This is a genomic window from Parahoeflea alexandrii (assembly GCF_027214025.1).
Classification (GTDB): Bacteria; Pseudomonadota; Alphaproteobacteria; order Rhizobiales; family Rhizobiaceae; genus Hoeflea; species Hoeflea alexandrii_A.
The window spans coordinates 1230823-1253740 of the sequence record NZ_JAPWHB010000001.1 but is presented as its reverse complement, the minus strand read 5'-3'; the positions used below and the strand labels follow the sequence as shown (position 1 = coordinate 1253740).

Here is a 22918-nt window from a genome sequence, read left to right as displayed (position 1 = left end):
TCACGGTATCCGGACAGCCGGGTGCCACACGACCTGCTGACCTAAGCAGCCAGAATTTCCCGACATAGGACGTTGTCCGAAACAATCATTCCCGGTTTTCCCCGCCGTTCAATAAGCGTCGTCAGTTCTCGTGCGACACGACGACCGGAGATCGACGTGTCCGGGATCGCCGCCAGGCATTCGCGCGTGACGTCGTCGACAATGTTGAGCACGCGGAAGCGTCTGCCGCAGGCGAACTGATCGTGGACGAAATCCAGCGACCAGCGGGCATTTGCTTTTGCTTCGACGAGGATCGGCGCACGCGTGCCGACAGCACGCCGCCGCGCCTTGCGTTTGCGCACAGAAAGACCTTCCTCCCGATACAGTCGGTAGATGCGATTGACGCCGGACGGCTCTCCATCACGCCGAAGCAAGATGAACAGCCGTCGATATCCGAAACGCCGGCGCTCATTGGCCAGATCACGCAGCCTCAATCGCAGCTCGACGTCCGGCGGTCGGCAGGATCGGTAGCGAACCATCTTGCGGTCAGCGGATATAATCTGGCAGGCCCGCCGTTCCGAAAGCCCCATAACGGTCTTCAGATGCGTGACAGCTTCACGCTGGGCGGCGGGCCCTACCATTTTTTTGAAAGAAGCTCGCGAAGCGCGGCAACATCTAACATCTGCTCGGCCAGCAGTTTCTTCAGCTTGGCATTCTCCTCTTCGAGCGCCTTCAGACGCTTCGCCTCGGACACGTCCATGCCGCCGTATTTGGCCTTCCAGTTGTAAAACGTCGCTTCTGAAATTCCGTGCTTGCGGCACAGGTCAGCCGCCTTTGCCCCAGCCTCCTGCTCACGCAGCACACCGATGATCTGCTCTTCCGTAAATCTCTGCTTCTTCATTCGTCCGTCCTCTGATGGGCCGGACTCTAATCAATTCTGGAGGAAATTCGCAGTGGCAGGTCACACCCTGCCCAGCCGATCCGCACGCTGCAGGATGCTGCCAATGACGGCCAGATCATCGTGGTACGATGCAACTTGTGCCGGCGGCTGATAAATTATCTGGCGACGGACCTAATCGAGGTGCTCAATCCCTCCCGCCCAGTGGATGCGCCGCCCTTTGCCTGTTCTCGTTGCGGCACAGCCAGTTACATGGATGTTCGCATCAAGACGCCGTCTGTGGGAGATTATGGGCACCTTGTCATACGCCGTCTGCTAGGAGTTAGAAGTGTGACGGAATGGGGAAACCGCCCACTGGGTGACGAGGTGAAGCGAGGCAAAGATGTCAAGCGACGGTGACAACTCAGGCGACATCTACCATCATGAGTTTATCGTCCGGCAATGGACGCTGTAGCGCTTTCGCTTCGCTCCACGGTGCCGATAGCCATGTATCGATGTCCTCGGGCGTGGTCAGAATCACCGGCATCGCCTTCTTGTGGATCGGCTCCACGATCGCGTTGGGTTGTGTCGTAAAGAAAGAATAGAAGTCTGCCTCTATCTCTCCCTCTTTGAGTTTGCGGACGCTCGTCCAGCGTGTCCATATGCCCGCGAAGAAAAAGAGTGGCCGATCTTCGCTCACCGCAAACCAGGTGTTAGGAGTCCGCTCCCCATCTTTCTTGCTTTTCGGATCGGGTTCAGCGAACTCTGTTGCGGGCACCACACAACGGCTCTCGACCCCGAGCCAGCGTCGCCAATGCGGTGATGATGCATTGCGCACATTCGTGACGCCCCTGTCGACCTTCTTACCTTCCAAAAACTTTGGCGGTGTCGGCATACCCCAGCGCGCTCGCACAAGTTCGCGCTTGTTGCCATCACCATTTCGCACAATTGGCGCTGGGTAGTCAGGATAAATCTTCCCAGGCTCAAGATTACCGACCTCGTTCGCCACTGCCCGGGTGAACTCCAGAATTGCCTGCGGTCCTATCGTGAGATTGTAGAGGTTGCACATAAGCGTATCTCCCTGGAAGCCAAGCCAAGCCAAGCTTAACCGAGATAAAAAGGCAAGGTATCCGCGATGCCCATCATGTGGGATCAAAGCCCGAGTGAAGGGGCGTGCGGGCCGAAGGAGCTCCAGCCGGCGATGGTCTGGGTGGACCCAGTGATGCGTCACGAAGAGCGGACTTCTATGGAGCGGTGCCGAAGCAATCAACTGCCATAAAGATGCGGTTTCGTCTGGCACTTCGGAAGCCGGGCATCTTCGGTCCTCAGGTCTCAGCGGTTACCGAAGCTTCCAAGTCTACAGGCCGGCTTTGGGAGAACGCACTATTAGCCGCCTTGTCCGTCAAAAACGCCCTGCCTTTGACCATTCCGCGGCCAAGTCTTTGCCACCTGAATGTCTCCGAACCCGTTTTGTAAACCGCAAGGGGAGAGACCGCTACCGGCCCCGGAGTGGTCAGTGTAGCTTTCCTTGTTTGTGGGCTGCCAGATCTAAATGTCTAAGCCCCGCCTTTGTCCAAAACTCCAGTCAATCCCGCCTTTGCCGCGAGCAAGCCCGGAAACCTGCTGTCCGAGCTTTTTCTCGAGAGACGGCGACCAGGGGACGAGTTGGAAACCCAAACCGTTTTCGATCATCGCGAAGCGTCCCGACGCAAGCGTCAGACGTTGACGATATGTACCTGCGACGTACTCGCCGTCCGCGGCATTTACATGCGGCATTCCAACTTCTTCCGCGAGCTTACCGGCTACCGCATCTAGTTCCCGCTGTCGTAGCGTGTTGAGTAGATCGCACTGGAGGATGATGCGCTGTCCTTGCCGGCGCGCCAAGCCTTCACCTGCAAGCTGTTCAGCGCGCGCTGCCATGGCGTTACGTACCTCGCCACCGAACCCGCCCTTGGATAACGGCATGGGCGTTCGCTCGACCAGCCGGTGATCGAGCCAGGTGGCGCCGGGCGCATTGACCTGTGCCCTCAGGTCGAAGTCGGAGCGCAGCGCCAGAACTAGGGTCGACCTTCTGTCGTCAGGCGCACCGAACCGGCGTACTTCAACGATACCGCCCAAGGGCGGCGCGTGTTCAAAGGCTTCGATCCCCGGGAAACGGACATGGTGGGCGCGCCCGTCGGTGCCATCGATCACCGCATATGCTTCGCCGGTCAGTTCGTCATGCAGTCCCTTGTCGACCAGCCGTCCGATGATTAGTGAGCCCGCTTCGCCAGTGTCGATCGAGAAGTCACTGATCCCGCGATCCTGGCCTCGTTCGGTGAAGGCGCGATGTATGGTCTTGATGATGTCGCCGCGCATGCCGAGATCGCGCAGTTTGCGCTCGGCCTCAAGACCGACCATCCATTCGCCGGGATCGGCGGATGTGGCGAGCCCCATTTTTTCCAGATGTTGCAGACGACCGATCATCAGATGTTGGGTCTCTCTGCCACTCACGTCACCGACGTCCGGACGAAGATCGATGTAGCCGGTCTCGTCCGCAGCAAGACGGATCTCGCTATCGAGGCTGGTCCAGCGCTCGGCTGTGATTTCCTTTTCGAGCGCGGCACGGATCTCGTGTTCGGGTTTCGGACCGAGCTCGAGCGAGACCAATTCCTCGCAGCGTGACCGCAGTCCGCGGCTAATATAGTCGCGAGATATCACGAGATCGCCTCCGGTCTCGTCGACACCACGAACGAGAAGATGAACATGTGGGTTGTCAGTGTTCCAGTGATCGACAGCGACCCAGTCGAGCCTGGTGCCGAGATCGGTTTCCATCTGCCGCGCGAAATCACGGGTGAAGGCCTTGAGGTCCTGCATCTCGCTGGCGTCCTCTGGCGAGACGATGAACCGGAAATGATGCCGGTCATCCTCGCACCGTTCGGAGAAGGCGAGGTCATCGGCGGCATCAGTCGTCGCATCGCACATGATGCCGCGTTCACCGTCGCGCGTGACGCCCTCGCGCTTGAGATAGGCGACGTGGGCCGTGAGCGGGGCCAATCGGAAGGCGCGGCCGCGATGGCGGACGACGCGGGCCTTGACGATGACTCGTCGCGAGGGACTGAACAAACGCGCGCGGGCAAAGCGCGTCCGGCCCCGCCCGAAGTTCGATCGGCCATAGCCGGAATTCCGGCCCCTGGAGCCTGGTCCGACGACATGGCCGGACTTCTTGGCGGCTCGGATCACCTGATTGATGAAGCCCTTCTGGCGCGGAACCCGTTTGTCGCGGATACGGCCAGGACGGATACGGAAGTCACGGTCGTCGCTGCTCATCGCGCTCCTTCCTCATTCCGGTTTTTTGGCGCAGTGCTGCAAATATCGTTGAAATCACATGACAATTCATTGACAGCGGCACGCGGCCCGACCGACCGGCACGCCGGAACCCATGTCATTTCAATGACTTGCGGTTCGCCCGGCGCGCCCCTTTTATCTCGCCCTCCTTCGGTCGTGCTCTCCCGCCCAGCAAGCAATTCCGCTTCATCTTTTCGGAAGCACGCTAGACTTCGCCTTTGTGCGCGCATCGTTATGGGCGTTCTCTCGCCCGCGATGGTGCGACGAACAGCCCGCTTGCGTCTGGGGCGAGGCGCTCATCGCGCTCTCCCGACGGTGCGGCTGGTTTGGTCTTGGGTATGACGGAAGTTGACGCTGAATCGGATGCCACACCGTCGTTCGACGTTGCGATGAACAGCGGAGCCTGTGTCCAATCGTTGCGGTTGATCTGCGGTGGGATTGCCGCCAACGAGGCGCCGGACGCATAGATATAGGGCGTAAGTGCGGCGACGAAGTTGCGGGTCTCGACCGGTAGCGGACGACCATCGGCAAGATATTCGTCGTAGCGCGCGGGCCCTGCATTGTAGGCGGCCAGGAAGCCTGGCGATCCATATCGGTCGTAGAGTTCGCGCAGATAGGCGGTGCCCGCGAGAATGTTGTCGCGCGGATCGTAGGGATCGCCATCGAGACCATATCTGGCGCTCAGTTCGACCCAGGTTTCGGGCATGATCTGCATAAGGCCCATCGCGCCTTTGGACGAAACCGCGCGGACAAACCCATTGCTTTCCGCTGCCATCACGGCACGGATCCAGCGTTCGGGAAGCCCCAACCGGTGCGAGGCCTCGGCGATATGCGCGGCATTGGGATCGACGCCGGACTGTTCGTTTGGCATAGGGCTCTCGGCCCAAACGTATGCCGGAAAGGTGGCTGACAAGCTTCCTAACACCAGCAGTCCGGAAAGGAGCAAGGGGCCGGGGCGGGCGGCACGGAGCCTGCCCGTTGCACTCCCGACCTCAAAATATTTGCGCACGCGGGACATGCTCTCAGTCCTTCTCGCCGCGCTTCGGCGGGCGGTTCCAATGCAGCGTCCAGGTGTCCTGGTCGGCATCGAGCTGGAACAGATTAGCGCGGATCGGATGATCGAAAGCAGGGTCGTCAAGTTGCAGGGAGAGGTAGTTTCCGGCCTTCTCGCCGGTGCGTTTCCAGGCTGCTCCGACTTCCGTGCCGGTTCCGTCGTAACGGTGAATGCGATAGTCGGGCGCATTGTCGGTGTCGCAGGGTTCGGCCGGAACAAGGGTGAGGTCGCGGTCAAGCGTCAGCGTGTGGATGCGTCCGGTGAAGCAGGACTTGGTGCGGGTGAATTGACCAATCTGTGTCATGGGCTGGGTCCTTTGATTGCGGTTGGGGTACGGTTTGATAATGCTGGGGTAGGGGGTCAACGGACCGGTGCGCGCCACTCGTAGTGGCCGGTTCCCCTCTCATCGGTGAGGAGCGGCATGGCGCGGCCGATGACCGCGCTTTGCGGAAGCGGCCCGAAATACCGTCCGTCGAGGCTGTCGGGATGCCGCCAATTCAAGAGAAACACCTCGCCGTCGGCGATGCGCTGACAGCCCTGCCAGACGGGGAGGGCACGGCCGATGCGGTCCTTCTGTTGCGCCTTAGCCATCTCGATCCCGTCGACGGTGATGGTGACGCCGTACCGACAGACGCGCTGTCCGGGGAGGGCGACGATCCGCTTCAGGAGAGGCACGGTGAGGGGCAGATACCCGCGCCGCTCGAGCATGTGGGCGAGATGTTCCGGCGGTGCGACGACGACGAGATCGGGAACTTCGAGATGGTCCGCAGGACGGACGGCATAGAGGCCCACTGGCGCGCTGGCTGATGCGTTCCAGATCAGCTTCGGCGTGACGGGAACGACCAAGTTTGTGCCGATTGTCAGCACGGCTAGTGCAGAGGTGCAGAGGTAGAACCGCCGCTTCATGGGTGCGTCCTCTGTCGGAGGCGCCAGGCATGGTGCTGTGCGCGGGTGTAGCTGCGCGGTTCATGCCCGGCGGTCAGACGGTTGTGGACGTGGCGCCAATAGTCCGGTGTGACTTCGGCGGGATGGATCTTGAGCGCTTCGACGGCATCTATTGCCTGCAGCACGCGTTCGACCTTCGGCCAGCCGGTGATCTTGAGCAGGATGTCGCCGCCCGGTCGTACGAACGGCAGCGTCTGATAAGGCATTCCCGGTTCGACGGCGCGGACGATATCGATGCGCGAGACGATCGTACCATAGTCATTTGCGGCCCAGCGGACGAAGGAAAATATGGTTCCTGGTGCAAAGCAGACGATGCGCCGCTTGCGGTCGAGCCTTTGCTCGACGGCGTGGTGTCCGAACCGGATCCAGTGCTCTATCCGCTTTTCGATCCAGGTTAGCTCGACACATGTGTGGGCTTCCGCGGACCGCATTGTGGGTATCCGACCGCCGTGCGAGCGAGGGTCCTCGTTGTTGGTCATGGCTGGTCTCCTTCGATGTCCGGGAACTCGCGGGTGAGAAGATCGCGAAACATGTCGGCGACCGTGACGCCGCGTTCGAAGGCCGCGATCTTGATACGCCCCCGCAGTTCGGGTGTGACGTCGATGGTCAGCCGTGCTGTGAAATCCTGGCGTTTGGTTTCGCTGCGGTTGGCCGATTTGACCCAATTTTCCGGATCGCTTGGCCGCGCCGCGAAACCGCGTTTGGGACGCTCACTCATCGGGCGAGCCTCCCGATTTCGGTGGCAAGGGCAGTTATTTCGCCAGCGGCCAGACTGTCGCAATCGATCTCGAATGCGAGCCTTCCGAGTTGTGCGGCCGAGGCGAAGACGACACGTTGGCCAATTGTCGCGCGCAGCACTGGCGGATCCTGATCGGCCAATGCCTCGGAGGTTTCGCGCGCAATGATGGTTCGGGCGGCGCAGCGATTGAGAACGAAACGCACGACGAGCTGGGGCCGGAATATGCGCGCCTCTTCGATCAGGCGCAGAATCTCGGCGGAGGCCCAGCCGTCGAAGGGAGAAGGCTGCACAGGGATGAGGATGACGTCGGCAGCGAGCAGTGCCGAGCGCATCAGCCCGGCGACGCGGGGCGGCCCGTCGATGACGATGTGGTCCGCATTGCGGGCCAATTCAGGCGCCTCGCGGTGGAGCGTGTCACGCGCCAGGCCAATAGTGCCGAAGAGCCGTGGCAGGCCCTCCCGGGCGCGCTGCTCCGACCAGTCAAGCGACGAGCCCTGGGGGTCGGCATCGACAAGCGTAACGCGGTCTCCGCGCCGCGCCCATTCACCAGCGAGGTGCAGGGCGAGGGTGGTCTTGCCGACACCACCCTTCTGATTGAGGAGTGCCACGATCATGACGCACCTCCGGACGTTCGGCCTCTCAGCGCGCCGGCGACAGGTCTCGGAACTTCACTCTGACTGGGTTTTTCCACAGAGTGCCCGCTTCTTAAGAAGTTAGATTCTTTGTTAGACTCTAAGTTAAGGGAACGATTTCTGGTTTGCTCACGGGGACTTAACCCCGGTTCGGGTTCCCGATAGCACGAGGGTGCGGTTCCCGATGGCACGTGAGTGCGGGTTCCCGATAGCACGACGGTTTCCACAGCCTGTCCACAGGGCACTGGCTCGAAAGCGAGCAGGGTGCGACGTGCATCGAGCTCAAGGAAAAGCCGGTAGCCGGGAAGCGGTTGCCGCTTGACGATGGCGCGCAATTCGAAGGCGAAACGTTTGAAGGGCGAGAGGCTGCCCGACTTGAGATAGAGGTGACGGAAATCGAAGCGCCAGCCGCCAGCTTGTTTGCCACCATGTTTGCGCACGATGCGGTAAAGCCAGCGGTCGAGCCCACCGGTCAGCCGGAAATAGGCCCGGTCGATAGTGAGGACGAGGGCGTCGTCGAGCACGGCCCTGTAGAACCAGTCCGGGACGATGAGTTCGATGCCGTCAGGATTGCCGCGGGCGTCGCTGCGTTCGGTCCATTCATTGATCCAGGAGAAGCGGTGCATACGTCTTGCGACAGCGTCCTTGTCAACAGTTCGACCGCGCGGATTGCGAGGCGGCTGCCGCAGGGTGGTGGCGACGGTTGTCGATTGCAGGCGGTCGAGCGCGGCCTTCAGACGCTGATAGTCGCGTGCGCCGGTGCCGCGTCCGATGAAGGCTAAGATCTGATAGGGGGTCGCCGCCATCAGGCGCGACGTACGCAATCCCTTGTCGCGGGCCTCGACGATCTGGCTCGCGGCCCAGATCAGGATGTCGGCATCCCATATGGTGGCCATGCCGTGCTCAGGCACAGCCTCCACGCGGATTGTCACGGCACCGGATGTAAAATCGATAGGTGTGGTGCGGGGTGATTTGGCAAGGCTGAAGAATGGATAGGCCATGAGGTCCTGCGCGTCGCGGGGCGCGAGATCGCTGGGTGAGGCCCGGAACAGTTCGAGCTGGCCTCTTTCCGATGTGCGAAACTGCGCCATGAAGGGAGATCAGCGGCGGTTGGAGCCGGCCGGCGTGTCAACGTGCGGCCTGGCGGGCAGCACCGTGCCGGCGCCGGGATCCGACGTGGAGGTCTTGACGCCACGGTTGGCCCAGGCCTGCAAATCATCGACCGAGTAGACGACGCGGCCGCCGAGCTTTCGATAGGCCGGACCGGTTCCGTAGGTTCTATGCTTTTCAAGGGTGCGGCCGGACAGGCCGAGTAAGCGCGCGGCTTCGGGGGTTCTGAGATAGCGTGGCGGCAAGCCGGTTGGCGTTGCGGACATGGTCGTGCCTCCGTGGTTCTTCCAGTGCCAGCCGGTTATCGGCGGCCTGTTGGGAGCACCGTGGCGGAGAAGTCTGGGCGAGGGGGAGTGCGAAGGAGTGGCGGCGTTTTCGCACCCTCATGTCAAAGGGCGGTGGCGGAACAGGAGGCCACGATAGGCGCCCTCGACCAGTCTCGTGCCCTCGCGGAAGCGACGCATGACAGTATCGCGCTCGGGCATGGTCTTCCACGTCGTTGCGCTGACATGCTCGGTGTTGAGAACCACCTCCGCGATGTCCTGGTATGTGGCTCCGGATCGGCGGGCATCGATGATGCGGAGCATCTGCCGGAAATTGTTTCGGCGGTATAGGTTCACACGCAGGTCTGGCGCCGATTGCCGGTTGTGGAGCGCTGCGGCGAACCTTCGGATCGCTTCCACGCGATCCTCAAGGAACTGGTCGAGCAAGGTGATGGCGGCCACCGGCCCGGCGGGCAGGTGGTCACCGAGACACAAGGCCGGGAACCGCTGATTGCTTGCTTCGATGTGAAGATAATGCCCTTCCGGCGCCTTGCGACTGGCGGTGTTGGACAGGGTTAGAACGGGGTTGTCGGATGCAAGGACCCGCGATGGCGATGCCAGGAGGAGTATACCGGGGTCGAAGTGTGGGGCGAAGAAAACATCCGCATCGATAGCGGAACGGAATGGGAGCCGAGGAAACCGCAACCCCCAAAGCCTGGTCAGCTTTTCGCTGACGGTTTCTCGCTTGTGTTTCGGAATGCGTTCGTAGTCGCTTTGGTATTTCCGGTTACGACGCAAGAACTCCCAGGCAAGACCTGCGGGGTCAAGCTGGTCGACATATTCATAGGCCTCGCCATGTCGCCAGTCTGCGCCCTCCGCCATGGAACGCCTCCAAAAAAAGCTGACAGGTATACTCGGAAGTTATAAATCGCGCTCTGATTGCATTTTCGGTAGGCTTTATTTGGGCAAGGGGTGATGCCGATACTGCATCGCGGGCATGGGTTACCGCGGGTCACCGTCCATGAGATGACGATAGCCATGTTCGGTCATCCAGCGTGCCCGGGCGAGATGGGAGGAATGAACATGCAACGCGTGGGCTTCATTCTGGTTCGGATCGATCCCAAGGATGATCTCTATGGCTTCCTTCCAGTTGGCGCCTTCGGCATCGGCGTCGAGGAGCCGGAGATAGGTCTTGAAATGCGCGCGATCGTAATCTGTGATCCGATCTTCCGCAGGCGGTTCGTCGAGGTAGTCAAGGTTGGCCATGCGCTGTCCCATCGCGGCGGGTTATAAAATCCCGCATAATTTATTAACACAATTTGAACACATTCACCTGCCGTTCGGCAATCCGTTCAGCGAAAGAACGGGTGAGTTTCGGGATCGGGATGGCTTGGACCCATCGTAGAAGTTGGGTGGAATGGTGCGGATGGAGTGTGCACACGCTTGCCATGGAAGATCCACACCCTGTGGTAATGGTTTTACATATTATAGTTGATAAACTTAGAGTATGTAAATCGCGATCTTCCTGCGCATGGATATGCGCAAACTGGTCGGCCGGAACTTCGCCCGCCTGCGTCGGGACAAGGGCCTGACTCAGGAAGAGGTCGAAGCACGTTCGGGCTTCAGCCAGCAGTACCTCAGCAGCCTTGAGCGCGGACGGAGGAATCCGACCGTGATTAGCCTTTATGAATTGGCCCAAGCTCTTGGCGTCAACCACGTCGAACTGGTCGAACCTGACGACCAGGTTTGACGATTTTTACCGCAGGGATGGGGAAGGGGCGAACGAGGCCCAGTTCCTCAAAAGGAATGAACCCCGCCCGGATTTCCGGGCGGGGTTGTTGGCGTATTACTCGCCGTTGCGGCGGGTGGGGCGGGACCAGATTAGGCTGAAGCCGCCATCTTCGTCGTCGAAGAGGTTGGCATAGATCGGAGCGGTGAAGCTCGGATCGTCGAGCTTGAGGCCCAGATAATCGCGGCCCTCGTTGGACTGCTTGGACCATGCTGCGCCGATCTCGGCGCGACCGACTACGACGCGGTGGCTGGGGGCGTTCTCGCTGGTCTGGTTGGTGTCCGGGACAATGCGGACGTTCTTGGCCTGCACGTTGAGGGTGACGATTTCGCCGGTGTATTCGTCGCCGGTCTTCTTGAAGGTGCCGATGGTTGCCATGTCAGTTCTCCTTGATTTGAAGCTCCGAGCCCGCACCATTGCGGCCTCGATGGCGATCGATGGGCTGGAGGCGATCGACGGCGCACCCCGAAGGGGCCCGACAGCTAAGGAGGACTTTCTTGTCCCGCGAGGAAGGGCGGCGCAGCCGACAGGGGAAGAAAGTTCGACGCCGCTGTTGCGTCATAGGCGATCGAGGCGCAGCCGACCTTCGGTCAGATCAGGCCATTGAAGAGGCCGTTTGGAGCGGTCGACCCGACAAAAAGATCAAGGGAGAACGTGACGATCCCGTGCAGCCGCATGAATCCGGTCAACGGATTGCTGCCGGTGATGACGTTCCACCTGTCCTGCGATGATCGCGATGTACTTCCTTCCCCCAACCCTCTGCTCGTGAAACGCCATCCGCGCCTTCGTCGTCGACTGGCTTTGAAGCGGACCAGCTACCTGTCCAACTCTGCTTCAACGTGCCTTACGTTATTTCGGGCCTGACATTGCGATCTCTTTTCGAGGGCTAGTTTCGCCCATCTCCAGCATCGGGGATGGCAGCCATGCCGGCTTGCTGGCCATGCCCCAACGGCTGTCGGTTTCAGCCCCGCGCCATGTCCTGTCCGGCCGGCTCGGGCGCGGCCATCGCCGCGATCCGCAGGAATGCCGTGACGCCGACCGCGATCGCACCGACGATGGAAAATGCGATCTGCCAGTTCTCCGACGGCATGGCGTGCTTCACGATGCCATAGGTCGCGTGATAGCCCGCGATCACTGCAGGCGCGGCGAAGGCAAGCGCAATGACGCTGCGCAGCCACAGCGGCCGCGATAAGGCAAGCAGCAATTGACCGACGCCGAAAATCGACCCGGCCGCGACCAGGCCGATCGCGATGCCGCCCGGCCAGCCGGCACCGGTGTCATAGGCCCACATGGCGGCGGTGACGCCGGCGAAGGCTGGGAGCGCGTAGATAGCAAGCGTGAACAGCAGCCAGCAGAGAACGCCGATGGCCGCGACGCCGAAGATGATGCCAAGGAAGATCATGGTGGTGGTCTCCGTGAGAAATTGTCTGACGGTCGCACCCTCCACCACCACCACGGCGCAATGTGAAGCATAACTGAAGTTGAGCGGTCACGGGAGCGGAAATCGGCGCTCCCTTCGTCAAGGCTGGAAGGGATCGAATTCATGGATGATGGCGGCGGTGTCGCTATCGTATTCCTTGGCGGGAACGATCCAAAGGCTGCCGTCGCCGGTCTGGAAGATGACGATGGCGTCCATGAGGGTGATGGCGAGCCTGAAGGCGAAGGCGTTAGCGTCGTTGAGGGACATCTTTCCGGCTCCTGTCTGGAGGCGGGACCATCCTCCGCGCGACAGGGGCCCGATGTGTCCGGCCGAGGGCCGAAATCACCGCTGAGGCGAAGCCTCAAGGCGGCACGCTCGCGTAGTGGACCCGTTTCGGGTCGATGGCGTAAGGCTCTCGGCCGGACCAGGGATCAGCGTACTGGAAGTGGGAGATGGCTTTCCGCCATGCCGGGGCAATGACGGGATTGCCGCTCATAGCTTTGGCGCCACAGCATAGCCGATGTGTTGCCATTTGACGGCTGCCCCTGCGGGACTGCTCACTTTCGATTACAACTGCAAAAGGGGGTGGAAAACGGACTGGCAGGTATCGGGCAACTACGTTGGGAAAGCTGACCTTCATAGGGTCAACGAGCTTCGACGGCATAGCGCCCCCATTTCGGCCATCTGTGCGCCGTTTGGCCATTTCCGAAACCTGCCGTTTAATCAAGATGGCAGGCTGCTCGTGTATGATGCTTGCCTTGGGTCGATGCGATTGGCACACTGTACATAGAGGGGGGAAAATCCATCGACATCGAAGTAGAGTCGGCCAAGGCAGGCGTGAAAGGCATGGCGCAGGCAAGCGAGGTCGTGCAGCTGGGTACTCGCGCGCACGTCGAGCGGATTGCCACCCGCAAGATCACGGGCTTCCTCGGCACGATCGACAAAGACGGCGAGTACTATGATTCTGTCCACAAGCAGAACCAAAGTCTCTCGGAGCACATAATTGCCGACTACCACGGTCGCTTCCTGATCGAGCTGATCCAGAACGGCCATGACGCACACGACACGAAGTGCAGAGACGGCGAGATCGCAATTCTTCTGGCTAGCGACGAGGGTGAAAGCGGCACGCTCTATGTCGCCAACCGGGGAAAGCCGTTCGAGCCGAAGAATGTCGACGCGCTCTGCGATATGGGTTTGTCGAGCAAGCCGCCCGGCGAGGCTGTGGGAAACAAGGGCCTGGGCTTTCGAAGTGTACGTCACGTAACCGACGCGCCGCAGGTATTTTCGCGACTGGTCGAGAGCAGTCCGGGCGACGTTTTCGACGGGTACTGCTTCACCTTCGCGCGCGGGGCGGAACTCGACCCGCTGCTACCCGATAAGACAACACGCGCGCTGGCGCGCTCGGACCTGCCTGCGTTCTATATCCCGCTCTGGATTGATGAGGTGCCGAGCGCGGTGGCGAAATTCGCGAAGCGCGGCTTCTCGACCGTGATCCGGCTGCCGATCCGCAACGAGGCGGCGCTGGATGTGGTTCGGACGGAGATGGTCGGCCTTGCGAAGGCTGACGCACCGATGCTGCTGTTCCTGCGGCGTGTTGGCACGCTGGAGGCCAGGATCGACGGCGAGCGCTTAAAGGATGACGCATTCGAACTCGGACTGAGCAGGAACGAAGAGCCGCTAGCCGGCAAGTCCGGCCCGATGCTGGTCGACCTTGGCGAAAACGGTCGGTTCTGGGCCGCGCGCGCTGACATCCCTGAAGCGGAGATGCAGGCGGCGGTGGCGGAAGGCTTGGAATCCGGAGCACTTCCGCAGAACTGGAAAGGCTGGAAAGGCGCAGGCGAGGTGGCGGTTGCCGTGCCGATCGCCGAGGACCGTCCGAGCTTCAATCCCCGTCTATACACTTTCCTGCCCATGGGGCGCGGCGCCACTTCGCCGTTCCAAGGCCACATGCATGGCAGCTTCTTCCCGAATTCGAACCGCATGAGTTTGGACCCGACGGTCCGGGTGAATTCGCTCGTGCTGGAGCATGCGGTCAGGCTGGCATCTGGGACAGCGCAATGGCTCGCCGAGCACGGTTCGACGTCCCAGATGACCACCGTTCCGACCGTTACCGCCGCGAGGGCGGCAATGGACCTTCTCATCTGGAGGACACCTGCGAGCTTGCTCGAGGCTGACGGAGAAGACAATGAAGACGCCGAGGGTGCCGTTGATCTCGGCAAGATCATGGCGGCCGAGATCGCGCGTCGCTGGTCTGCGCCTTGGCTGGGCGATGCGGATTTCGTGCCGTGCCTCGGCGACCGGACCGGCGATGCGTTCGTGCGGCCAGAATTCGGCCCGATCACGTGGGTGAGTCCTGCCTCCGCGAGACGCCCGATCGCGGACGGCAAGTCCTTCTCGCTGGAGGTCGTTGCGCGTCACGGGCGCTCGGCAGGCGTCGCCCCGCTCTGGCCCGGATTAGGGCAGCGCCGGACAGAGCAGTTGGCGGAGTTCCTCCGCCTCCATGCCGGTGAGCGCTTCAGGGACCAGATGACCGCCGCCGAGCGCGCCGAGATCGTAGAAAGCCTGGCGAAGGCGATTGCGAAGCTGAGAAAGCCCGATTGGAACAGGTGGACGGCCTTCTACCGCGACCTGCCGGATTTCATGGGCGGTAATACCGCCGTGCTTGCCGGGAGGGAGATCTTGATCTGCCAGGACGGCAGCCTAAGGGCGAGGCGGTTGCACGTTCCGGCGGAGCTGCTGGGTGGCGAGGGGACGAAGCGGCGCAGACGCCGAAGCGCGCGTGAGACCTCGGTCTTCGTTCCTCCGCGTCGCGGCGACGCCGAGGAGAGCATCGGCGAGGACTTCTATCCTCCGGCACCGGTCCGGGAGTTTTTCGCGTTCCTGCATGACGCGCTCCCCTGGTACGGCGATCTGGCCGCCGCGCGCCAGTTCCTCGAGAAGGATTTGGCGACACCGTTCGAGAGCGAGGCGCTGCTGACGCGCATCTCTCAGATCGTCGAGCGAGACGGCACCAAGAAGGTCCGGACCGCAGGTCTTCGCTGGGCCTTTGCGATCTGGCGACGTTCCGTCGCCATCAAGCGGCCTGTGGCGCTCTCCGCCACCTACCGCCTGTTCGTCCCGACGATCGACGGCGAGTTCGTACAGGCCTCGGAGGCGGTGTTCTCGTCGTCATGGCCCGAACGGACGTTCGGCTACCACCTCCAACAGTTCCTTGAGCTTGCGCCTGCCGGCTCGAAGGACATCGACGAAGTGCGCGCGCGACGGATCGCTCCGCCCTCCAGCTCGGTGTTCGGGACAAGATTCATCGAGGAGTGGACCGACTTTCTAACGGGTCTAGGAGTCCAGCGCGGGCTGGAGCCTCGGACGGATGAGCTGAAGCACTACGTCTCGGCGTGGCGCGTAACGAACTTCGACTTCCTGAAAGATCTCGGTCTGCCGGATTCATTCGGCTCTTTGCTCAATAAGGACATCGAGAGCCGGCCCGGAGTTTCGATCGGGTTGCCCACTTCGACCGACTACGACGTAGGCGCGCTCTGGTGGATGCCCGGCCAAGCCGATATCGACGAGTTCAGCGACGACGCGCTGGACGCCTATTCGAAGTTGATCGTCTATTGGATCGGCCGGATCGAGCGCAGACACCTATGGACCGTGGTAAAGCACCGGCACAGTCACCGGTCGGACAATCGCGATTGGCCGACTCCGCTCGCGGCATTCCTTCGTTCTGCTGCTTGGGTTCCGTGCGACGAACCCAGCGACGATGGCCTGAGGCGGCGGCGCTGCACGGGGCGTGAGGTGTGGCTGTCGAAAAGCACGGATCGCTATCCACCGTTCCTGCGACGCCCGTCCTACAAATTGGGGCGGGCCCTTGACCGTGCAGCCGACGGTGCGCTCGACAATTTGCGCAAGCACGCGGAGTTCCGAACTTTCAACGCGAACGACTCTCTGCTCGAGCAGGCCGGCTTCCTGGCCGAGCAGTTCGCGGATGGCTGCGTCAGGCGCTTCTACGAACGCGAGCTCATGAACATTTACAGCCGCTGCTGGATTCGGTTAGCTGAGCAGCACGGGACGCCCGAGGCCGCCCTGCCGACGGGCAAAGCACCGGCCCAGCTACTGGTCCGGCGGCGTGGTCAGCTGGGGGTTGCGAAGGTCCTCGGGAGCGATGCCGAGACAGTTTACGTCCGCGACAGTGCGGATTCAATCGCGGCGAGCCTCGTTGAAGTGATCGGCGACCCGCTGGTCGAAATCCGCTCGGCCGAGCAGGGTCGCTTGGGAGTATTGCTGCAGAGGCTGTACGGCGAACGTATCCACCGCACCTCCCAACTAGCCTACGCCATCCAAGTCGATGGCGCTGCGTTGGAGGAATTGCCAGTTGGGCCCAGACTGGTGGAGCGGTGCCCATGGCTGCGCCCGATGCTAGCTGTTGCGCTCGGGGCCTTAGACAGCATGGATATCAACCGCTTGCCGTCGGATAGGTCGGGTATCGTCCAGGCCCTCGACCGCATTGAGCTGCAGCAGAAGATTGACGTTAGGTTCATGCTCGAGGGACGTGACGTGACCCCGCCGACATCGCGGCCGGCCTACCAATTCGAGCGCACCGAGGGCGAGCCACTCGTTATCCTCATCGGCGAGGGCGGCCTGACCTGGTCGCAGGTGGAGGCGGCGCTGCCCGCGATCGGCGAAGCGATCCAGCATTCGGCCGTCGTACCTCATATGAAGCTGTTGACCCGGCAGCTCGCGTTTGAGGGCGTCGCCGTCGACGATAGGCCGACGGGGCAGGAGGATCTGCTCCGCCTATGTCGGATGCTTGAGCTGAGCGAACAGGCGACTCAGGTCGCGAGGGAGTCCCTCGGCGAAAGGATCGACCGCCAGCTGCACTGGTTCCGAGCGATCGTCTTTCAATTGGGCGGAGAGTCGGCGTTCGAGCGATGGTTGCAAGGCGAACTGGCCGCGACCGAGGATCGTGCTGCATTAATCGACCTGCTGCGCTCGGCTCTGCCTTCCGACGCGACCGCGCCGGAGGAGATCGTCGCGGCCGCGAAGATCAGCTTCTCAACTGGCGAGCTGCGCGAGAGGCTCGATCTGGATTTTGCGGAGTTCAACACGAGCCTTGTCTCTACCGGTAGCCCACCGGACGTCGACCCGGCCGCGCAGGCGTCGCAGCTTGAGTATTTCGTAGAGGACAACCGAATCTCGATCACCGATGCGCTGAGGAACATGGTGGCACCGACCATCCTCGGGTTCGAGCCGGACTCGCGCTACACGGCCGCCTGCGAGGCGCTGTCCAACCTGCGGCCAGACCCGGACTGGCTCCATCGGTACGAGCGGATCCCCGATGAACTACTGGCCGAACACGTCGCGAAATGGCTGGTGGCCAACGGAGCCCCACCAAGGGGGGGAAATCTGCACGGACTGGCCGAAGTGGCGACCGTGCGAACTGTGAACGCAGCGACGCTTAAACAAGTGACGCGGAGAGCGCAGCCGCTGGTCAGAGCCTGGGGCGTTCAGAAATCGGCGAAGGTCCACGAGCTGTGGCGCGACCCGGGCCAGGCGGAGACCGAGCTGCGGCGGCGGCTGGATGAAGCTGGTGCGTTCGACTGCCGCACCTGGGCCGAGGCCGAACTCCTGATCTGGTTCGCGCGGCTGGGAGTCTGGCCGACGGACATGGCCCGTACCCTCGACCGCGCTGAGCTTGGCGTCGCGGGGACGGAGATCGAAGCGGAGGCGCTGAAGGCGCGCGAGGAGCGCAAGCGCCGTGATAGCGAAGCGCGGTCGGTGCGCTTAAACGGCGATCTGCGTGATCCGCAGGCGGTCGACTGGCTGAAGCTGTCTGAGGAGATATCCCAAGGCCTGTCCAGAAAATTGTTGAACCGGCCAATCGGCATGTTTGCCGACCTCGCACCTGCCGAGGAGGCACGCAGAAGGCGTCGCGGCTCTAGAGGCCGCGGGAGTGGTGGGGCCTATAGCGGGATCCCGCAAGAAAAGAAGGACATGATCGGTCGGATCGGCGAGCTGACCGTCTACCATTGGCTGAAGTCGCGGCAACCCGGCCAGGACATAGACCGCTGCTGGGTTTCGAGTAACGGCACCACATTCAACGGTCGCGAGGGCAGTGACACTCTCGGTTACGATTTCTGCATCAGCTTCAATAAGCAGACATGGTACATCGAGGTAAAGGCGAGCACTGAGGACCCCTGCCAGTTTGAGTTAGGGGAGACTGAGGTTCGCCGTGCACGCGAAGTCGCGCGGTCAAGATCGGCCGAGCGGTACGTGATCGCCTATGTCGCCAATATCGGACAGACCGGCACGACGACGATCGACATCCTCCCAAACCCGCTCGGACCGGACGCTGATGGCGTTCTCAATATTGTCGGTGACAGCATCCGCTACGCGTTCGGCAGACGTCGCTAATGCGAGCTGTTGCGACGTAGCCGATTAAAGCCAACCGGAGGTTAGAAGCAGAAGTTGGCCTAGGATTGCCGGATCGCAAGGCGCCCTCACTCCGGCCTTTCAGCCTAACAACTTAATTGCCCACTAGCCGACAATTCATAAAGCGCACTCGCGTTAAATCAGGCCGACCCCTTCGCGGATTCCGACGGCGACCTTCTAAGGGCCTGCGATGGCGCTCGTCAGGTTCAAGCACGACGTTCCCGTGATTCCTGACCCTTAATCACGCCAGCGCGATTTTGCGAGCCATTTCGGTAACCGCAAGATATCCAAGCGATATCAGAATGATTATGCTACGGCATTCTGCCGAATACGAAGAGCGTCGGCCCAGTCCTTGAGGGCCTTAATATCGTCCGAGATCTCCGAAGGTGGTGGTGGCTCCTCATTACGAACGCGCGACGGATCATGCGCTTCGATGATGTCGCTGCATTTCTTGAACGCTGCTCGGAATGCTTCCGCATCCATCTCCAACAGCGCGGTGACCTTCTTCAAATGCTTGGTATCAATGTAATCCCGGTGCCTTATCAGCACACCAGCGAATACGATCTCCTCGAGCGCCCGCTCCCACGTGGCCCGCAGAAAACCGTAAAGTCTGACGGCGGAGCTGCGGTAGCTGTCCTCGTCGTTGGCATCATAAAGAGCCTTGGCAGCCCGTTGGTCTTTCTCAAGCCGGTCCAAGCGCGCCTTGACGCCAGCATGATCCCACGGCAATCCATCGCCCACGATACCAGTACCTTCCGGCCCGCGTGAAAGGTTTGCAAGTTTGGCGGGAATGCCTTGGCCGCGAGCGGTATCATTCAGGTCGTTCACAAACACCAGGTCGTGGGTGAAAACAATGATCTGACGTTCCTTCGCCTCTTCCACGAGCCTTTGTGCGACCTTCCTGCGCCACCGGTGGTCGAGCGATGTTACAGGATCGTCGAAGATGAGTGCGGACTTGTGTGTGGCTGTCGCGAGCTCGGTCAGGAAAGCCGCCAGTGCTACGCAGGTTTGCTCGCCTTCGCTCAGCACCAGATGCACCTTGGTCTTGGGATTTGCGAACAGACGAATCTGGTAGTTTGGCGAGCCGTACTGGCCGCCGGAACGCACCACCTCAACACGCACCTTCTCCGCCGCAAGCCTGACGATCTCTCTCTGGAAGCGGTCACGCATCCGGGGAGTGATGATGTCATCGGCAAGTTCGTTGCCAAGTTTCGTGATAGTGGTGGTCGCGGTCTGCGCCAAGCACTTGGCAATGCGCTCGAGCTTTGCCAGCCGCTCGACCTCTTTCGTGGCGACCTCGTGAAGAGCGGTAGCTGCAGCTCGGTCTTCTAGCTCGTCGTGCTCGGCCTGCAGGATCTGGCGGCCTTCGACGTCGGCTGCTGCCTCCAACTGACCGGCATATGTGCGGGTGTCACTTTCAAGTGCCAGCAGCTCTGTTTCCGGGATTGCCGACATCGGCAACAGGGTCATAACACCGCCGTGCTCGATATCTCGCAGACACTGTAATCTGCGCAGATCGGCGGTGGCCATAAAGCGCAGCACGTCGGCGGCCAAATCAGCGTGCTGGATGGCAATTCGCCTCCGTATGTCCGCGACTAGTCGAATATCCGGCTGACGCGTCCGGAACTCCGTGAATGTCTTCGTGTAGACCTTCTCGGCCGCGTCAGCCTGCTTTCCCGTATCATCGCGGATGAAACCCTCGAAGCCGCCCAGCCGCGCACCGGCCTCGGCGCTCAGCGGCTGATGGCACAGCACGCATTTTTCACCCTCCACCGCCGGGAACCGCCGTTCAACATGCTTCGAATAGTGCCGCGCCGCCTCCCATAGCTCCCGCCATACTTCCGCGCCAACGCCGGGGAAGGTGGCGTCCTTGAAGGCGTTTCCTGCGGCGATCGTCGCGGCAACCCGTTTGGTTCTTGCATCGTCTGCAAGCGATTTCAGTGTGTTGAGGGTGTCGTCGGAATAGCATTCCTCAACCTTCTTGAGATAGCGCAGAATCCTCGCGATGCCATCGGCGAACTGGTGCTGCTCGGCGGCCGCTTCGACCGGATTCTTGGCGAGGTCTTCGGTGAGTTGCTGGAGGCGTGCCCGTTCTGCATCGGTCATGACTGCGAGCGTCGCCAGCGGCTCCAGCTTCGTATTGTGTTTGAGACCGGACATGATACGCCCGACCGCCGTGGTCGCCCGCCAAGTAGGCTTGTCGAACACGGGATCGCGCAGCGCCTTGAACTGAGTCTCTTCGGTCTGCAGCCGCACCTTGATCTGCGTGCAGACCGCCGCTAGGTCGTCGGGAATGTCGAGCCCGAACGGCCGGAAGGCAACCTCTGTCTTGTCCTGGATGTGGACGGCGCCGCATTCGCGGTCGAATACGCTGACGGCGGAAAGCACAGGATCAGGATTCGCGTTGTCCCCCCATGGCAGCACAGGCTGCTGCACACCGTCCTGCGAGATTGTAAAACTGGCCGTAGCCTTGCCGCCGATCGTTAAGGAAAATGCGTCGGGCATGATTTCACCGGCCTTGCGTGCCCTACAGGCGCGCTTCAACACCCGCCCATATCCCGATTTGCCGGCTCCGTTTGGTCCGCAAATAACTGTCAGGCCCTGTTGCTCGAACACAAGGGTCTGCTTCGGAGCCAATTGGTTCACGCCGACGACATCGCCAAGGGAGACCAAGGCGATGGTCGCGCCGTTACCGGGATTCGCCGGCAAGTGGACCGCTTCCAGCGCCGCGGCCGTCAGGGAGATATCGGGCGCGCCGTGCTCCTTCTTACAGAGGTCCAGAACTTCGTTGATGGCGGAAGCATCAAGTGTACCGCCTGTTACAATACGCCGCAGTGCATCTCGCTGCCACATAGGACGCCGTTGCGACCAATCCAGTATCGTTTGAAGCACAGTTTTCGGCGGGGGAGCTGGGTGCATGTTTAAAGCTTTACTTGAAGGTGTTCTGCTACAATAGCGGCAGCCCGCAACCTATACTAGTGCATGAAACATACAAACGATCGGATGTAGGAACTCGTAGTTATCAACAGAACGCAGGCTCGACGCCGGCGGCGCGTTGATTTCCCCCCTTCATGTTTCACCCGGGACGCACGCCCAATGGTGCCCCGGTTATCGCAAGCCTATTGATATCTGCTATCGCCATCAATTGGCTCAAAGCTGACAGACTTCCTCCGGCCCCGACCAAGTCGACCGTTGGGCGTGCTAGGAACGGCGGCTTTCGAGAAGCTGTCCTTGACCTTGGAACGACAGAGACGAGGTCGACTTCTGCCGGTGAAGGCTTTGAGAGAACGGCGCTTACGCCCGGTCTCCCTTCGGGCGGAAGTCGAAGAGTGGTATGCCGAGCTTTCTGGCCTTGTCGGCGAGATTGTCCTGAATGCCCGTTCCGGGAAAGACTATGACCCCGATCGGCAGTACGTCCAGCAAGGCGTCGTTGCGCTTGAACGGTGCGGCTTTGGCGTGTTTCGTCCAGTCGGGGGCGAAGCCGACCTGCTGCACCTTGCGGGTGTCGGCCCATTTGGCCGCGATCTTCTCGGCGCCTTTCGGCGACTTGCCGTGCAGCAGAACCATGTCGGGGTGTTTGGCGTGGACCTTATCGAGCTTGGCCCAGATCAGGTGGTGATCGTTGAAATCGAGCCCGCCAGTAAAAGCGATCTTCGGTCCCGCCGGCAACAACACCTCGGTCTCGGCACGACGCTTGGCGGCGAGGAAATCGCGGCTGTCGATCATGGCAGAGGTTAGGTTGCGGTGGTTGACCATCGATCTGCTGCGGGGACGCCAGTTGGAGCCGGTGTGGCGCTCGAAATGCTCAGCGGCCTGGTCGCGCATCATCTCGAAGGCGTTGCGGCGCTCGATCAGCGTCTGCCCTTCGGCGGTGAGGCGCTCCAGTTCGACCGACTTGACCTCGGAGCCATCCTGTTCGCGCTGGCCGCGGCGTTGCGCCTGCTCGTTGTCGTCGAGTTCCCGCTCGATCCGGCCGGTGGCCCGATGGAAGAGGTTGACGGCCGACCACAGTAGGTCGTCGAGGTCGGGCTCGAGGCGAGTGTCTTCCAGGGTGGCGATCAGGGCGTCGAAGATGTCGGCGATGGCGCCGGCGACGTGGTCGACCTCCGGGAGTGGTCTCGGATCGGGTTCGTCCTGGAATGGGCGGTATCCGTAGAGCTGGAGTTCGGTGAGAACGTGGTCGGTGGGGGATGAGGCGTGGTGAGGTTCGAAGCCGTCGTCGTGTTCGCTCGCCATGGGATGCTCCTTCGTCGGATTGACCGCGACCCTCGCGGCCTTCATGGCGAGACCAGCCGACGGGCGGTCCGGACCTGCACCCGAAGCGCAAGCGAGAGGGCCGAAGCGATAGCGGAGGATG

General features: G+C 61.4%; 19 protein-coding genes and 1 pseudogene. 2 read left to right on the top strand and 18 right to left on the bottom strand.

Annotated features, from left to right (window positions below):
- Positions 1-71: 71 nt before the first annotated feature.
- From O4H62_RS06165 to O4H62_RS06105, 13 genes and pseudogenes are all read right to left on the bottom strand, one after another.
- Positions 72-880, bottom strand: a pseudogene (locus O4H62_RS06165) (IS3 family transposase); the annotation flags it as partial.
- A 400-nt stretch (positions 881-1280) separates the two neighbouring features.
- A complete protein-coding gene (locus O4H62_RS06160; protein ID WP_269386248.1) occupies positions 1281-1925 on the bottom strand; it encodes an SOS response-associated peptidase in 645 nt (214 codons plus the stop codon).
- A 479-nt stretch (positions 1926-2404) separates the two neighbouring features.
- Entirely contained in the window at positions 2405-4165 is a 1761-nt protein-coding gene (locus tag O4H62_RS06155; protein ID WP_269386247.1) for a relaxase/mobilization nuclease domain-containing protein, read from the bottom strand.
- A 250-nt stretch (positions 4166-4415) separates the two neighbouring features.
- The gene (locus O4H62_RS06150) at positions 4416-5054 is read right to left on the bottom strand and encodes a lytic transglycosylase domain-containing protein (protein ID WP_430538379.1); all 639 of its coding nucleotides are present in this window, start codon (positions 5052-5054) and stop codon (positions 4416-4418) included.
- A gap of 151 nt (positions 5055-5205) precedes the next feature.
- Positions 5206-5541, bottom strand: coding sequence for a DUF736 domain-containing protein (locus O4H62_RS06145; RefSeq protein WP_269386245.1), 336 nt, complete (start codon positions 5539-5541; stop codon positions 5206-5208).
- Positions 5542-5597: 56 nt separating this feature from the next.
- On the bottom strand, positions 5598-6143 hold the full coding sequence (locus tag O4H62_RS06140) for a S26 family signal peptidase (RefSeq protein ID WP_269386244.1): 546 nt from the start codon (positions 6141-6143) through the stop codon (positions 5598-5600).
- Positions 6140-6661, bottom strand: a complete 522-nt coding sequence (locus O4H62_RS06135) for a DUF2840 domain-containing protein (protein ID WP_269386243.1) — start codon at positions 6659-6661, stop codon at positions 6140-6142. The genes O4H62_RS06140 and O4H62_RS06135 overlap by 4 nt, the downstream gene beginning before the upstream one ends.
- Positions 6658-6900 carry a ribbon-helix-helix protein gene (locus tag O4H62_RS06130; protein ID WP_269386242.1) on the bottom strand — a complete coding sequence of 81 codons (243 nt, stop codon included), beginning with the start codon at positions 6898-6900 and terminating at the stop codon, positions 6658-6660. The genes O4H62_RS06135 and O4H62_RS06130 overlap by 4 nt, the downstream gene beginning before the upstream one ends.
- Positions 6897-7535: a ParA family partition ATPase gene (gene parA, locus O4H62_RS06125; RefSeq protein WP_269386241.1), complete on the bottom strand. Its 639-nt coding sequence runs from the start codon at positions 7533-7535 to the stop codon at positions 6897-6899. The genes O4H62_RS06130 and parA overlap by 4 nt, the downstream gene beginning before the upstream one ends.
- Positions 7532-8644 (bottom strand): replication initiator protein A, encoded by a 1113-nt coding sequence (locus tag O4H62_RS06120; RefSeq protein ID WP_269386240.1) that lies wholly within the window; start codon positions 8642-8644, stop codon positions 7532-7534. Before O4H62_RS06120 ends, parA begins: the two co-directional genes overlap by 4 nt.
- A gap of 9 nt (positions 8645-8653) precedes the next feature.
- Positions 8654-8929 carry a helix-turn-helix transcriptional regulator gene (locus O4H62_RS06115; protein WP_269386239.1) on the bottom strand — a complete coding sequence of 92 codons (276 nt, stop codon included), beginning with the start codon at positions 8927-8929 and terminating at the stop codon, positions 8654-8656.
- A 117-nt stretch (positions 8930-9046) separates the two neighbouring features.
- On the bottom strand, positions 9047-9808 hold the full coding sequence (locus O4H62_RS06110; RefSeq protein ID WP_269386238.1) for a DNA -binding domain-containing protein: 762 nt from the start codon (positions 9806-9808) through the stop codon (positions 9047-9049).
- A gap of 120 nt (positions 9809-9928) precedes the next feature.
- A complete protein-coding gene (locus tag O4H62_RS06105) occupies positions 9929-10192 on the bottom strand; it encodes a DNA -binding domain-containing protein (protein WP_269386237.1) in 264 nt (87 codons plus the stop codon).
- A gap of 265 nt (positions 10193-10457) precedes the next feature.
- Here O4H62_RS06105 and O4H62_RS06100 point away from each other — a divergent pair, with 265 nt between their 5' ends.
- Positions 10458-10676 carry a helix-turn-helix domain-containing protein gene (locus tag O4H62_RS06100; protein ID WP_269386236.1) on the top strand — a complete coding sequence of 73 codons (219 nt, stop codon included), beginning with the start codon at positions 10458-10460 and terminating at the stop codon, positions 10674-10676.
- 96 nt (positions 10677-10772) lie between these two features.
- Here the strand turns inward: O4H62_RS06100 and O4H62_RS06095 are convergent, their stop codons facing one another.
- The 3 genes from O4H62_RS06095 to O4H62_RS06085 form a co-directional block, all read right to left on the bottom strand.
- The gene (locus tag O4H62_RS06095; protein ID WP_269386235.1) at positions 10773-11093 is read right to left on the bottom strand and encodes a DUF736 domain-containing protein; all 321 of its coding nucleotides are present in this window, start codon (positions 11091-11093) and stop codon (positions 10773-10775) included.
- Positions 11094-11676: 583 nt separating this feature from the next.
- Positions 11677-12117: a hypothetical protein gene (locus O4H62_RS06090; protein ID WP_269386234.1), complete on the bottom strand. Its 441-nt coding sequence runs from the start codon at positions 12115-12117 to the stop codon at positions 11677-11679.
- A 117-nt stretch (positions 12118-12234) separates the two neighbouring features.
- Positions 12235-12402: a hypothetical protein gene (locus O4H62_RS06085; RefSeq protein WP_269386233.1), complete on the bottom strand. Its 168-nt coding sequence runs from the start codon at positions 12400-12402 to the stop codon at positions 12235-12237.
- A 579-nt stretch (positions 12403-12981) separates the two neighbouring features.
- On the opposite strand from O4H62_RS06085, the gene O4H62_RS06080 reads away from it, so the two are divergent.
- Positions 12982-18543: a sacsin N-terminal ATP-binding-like domain-containing protein gene (locus tag O4H62_RS06080; RefSeq protein ID WP_269386232.1), complete on the top strand. Its 5562-nt coding sequence runs from the start codon at positions 12982-12984 to the stop codon at positions 18541-18543.
- Between the two features lie 324 nt (positions 18544-18867).
- Here O4H62_RS06080 and O4H62_RS06075 read toward each other — a convergent pair whose 3' ends face one another.
- Positions 18868-21414 (bottom strand): AAA family ATPase, encoded by a 2547-nt coding sequence (locus O4H62_RS06075; RefSeq protein WP_269386231.1) that lies wholly within the window; start codon positions 21412-21414, stop codon positions 18868-18870.
- A 441-nt stretch (positions 21415-21855) separates the two neighbouring features.
- Positions 21856-22797 (bottom strand): DUF2493 domain-containing protein, encoded by a 942-nt coding sequence (locus O4H62_RS06070; protein ID WP_269386230.1) that lies wholly within the window; start codon positions 22795-22797, stop codon positions 21856-21858.
- Between the last annotated feature and the right edge of the window lie 121 nt (positions 22798-22918).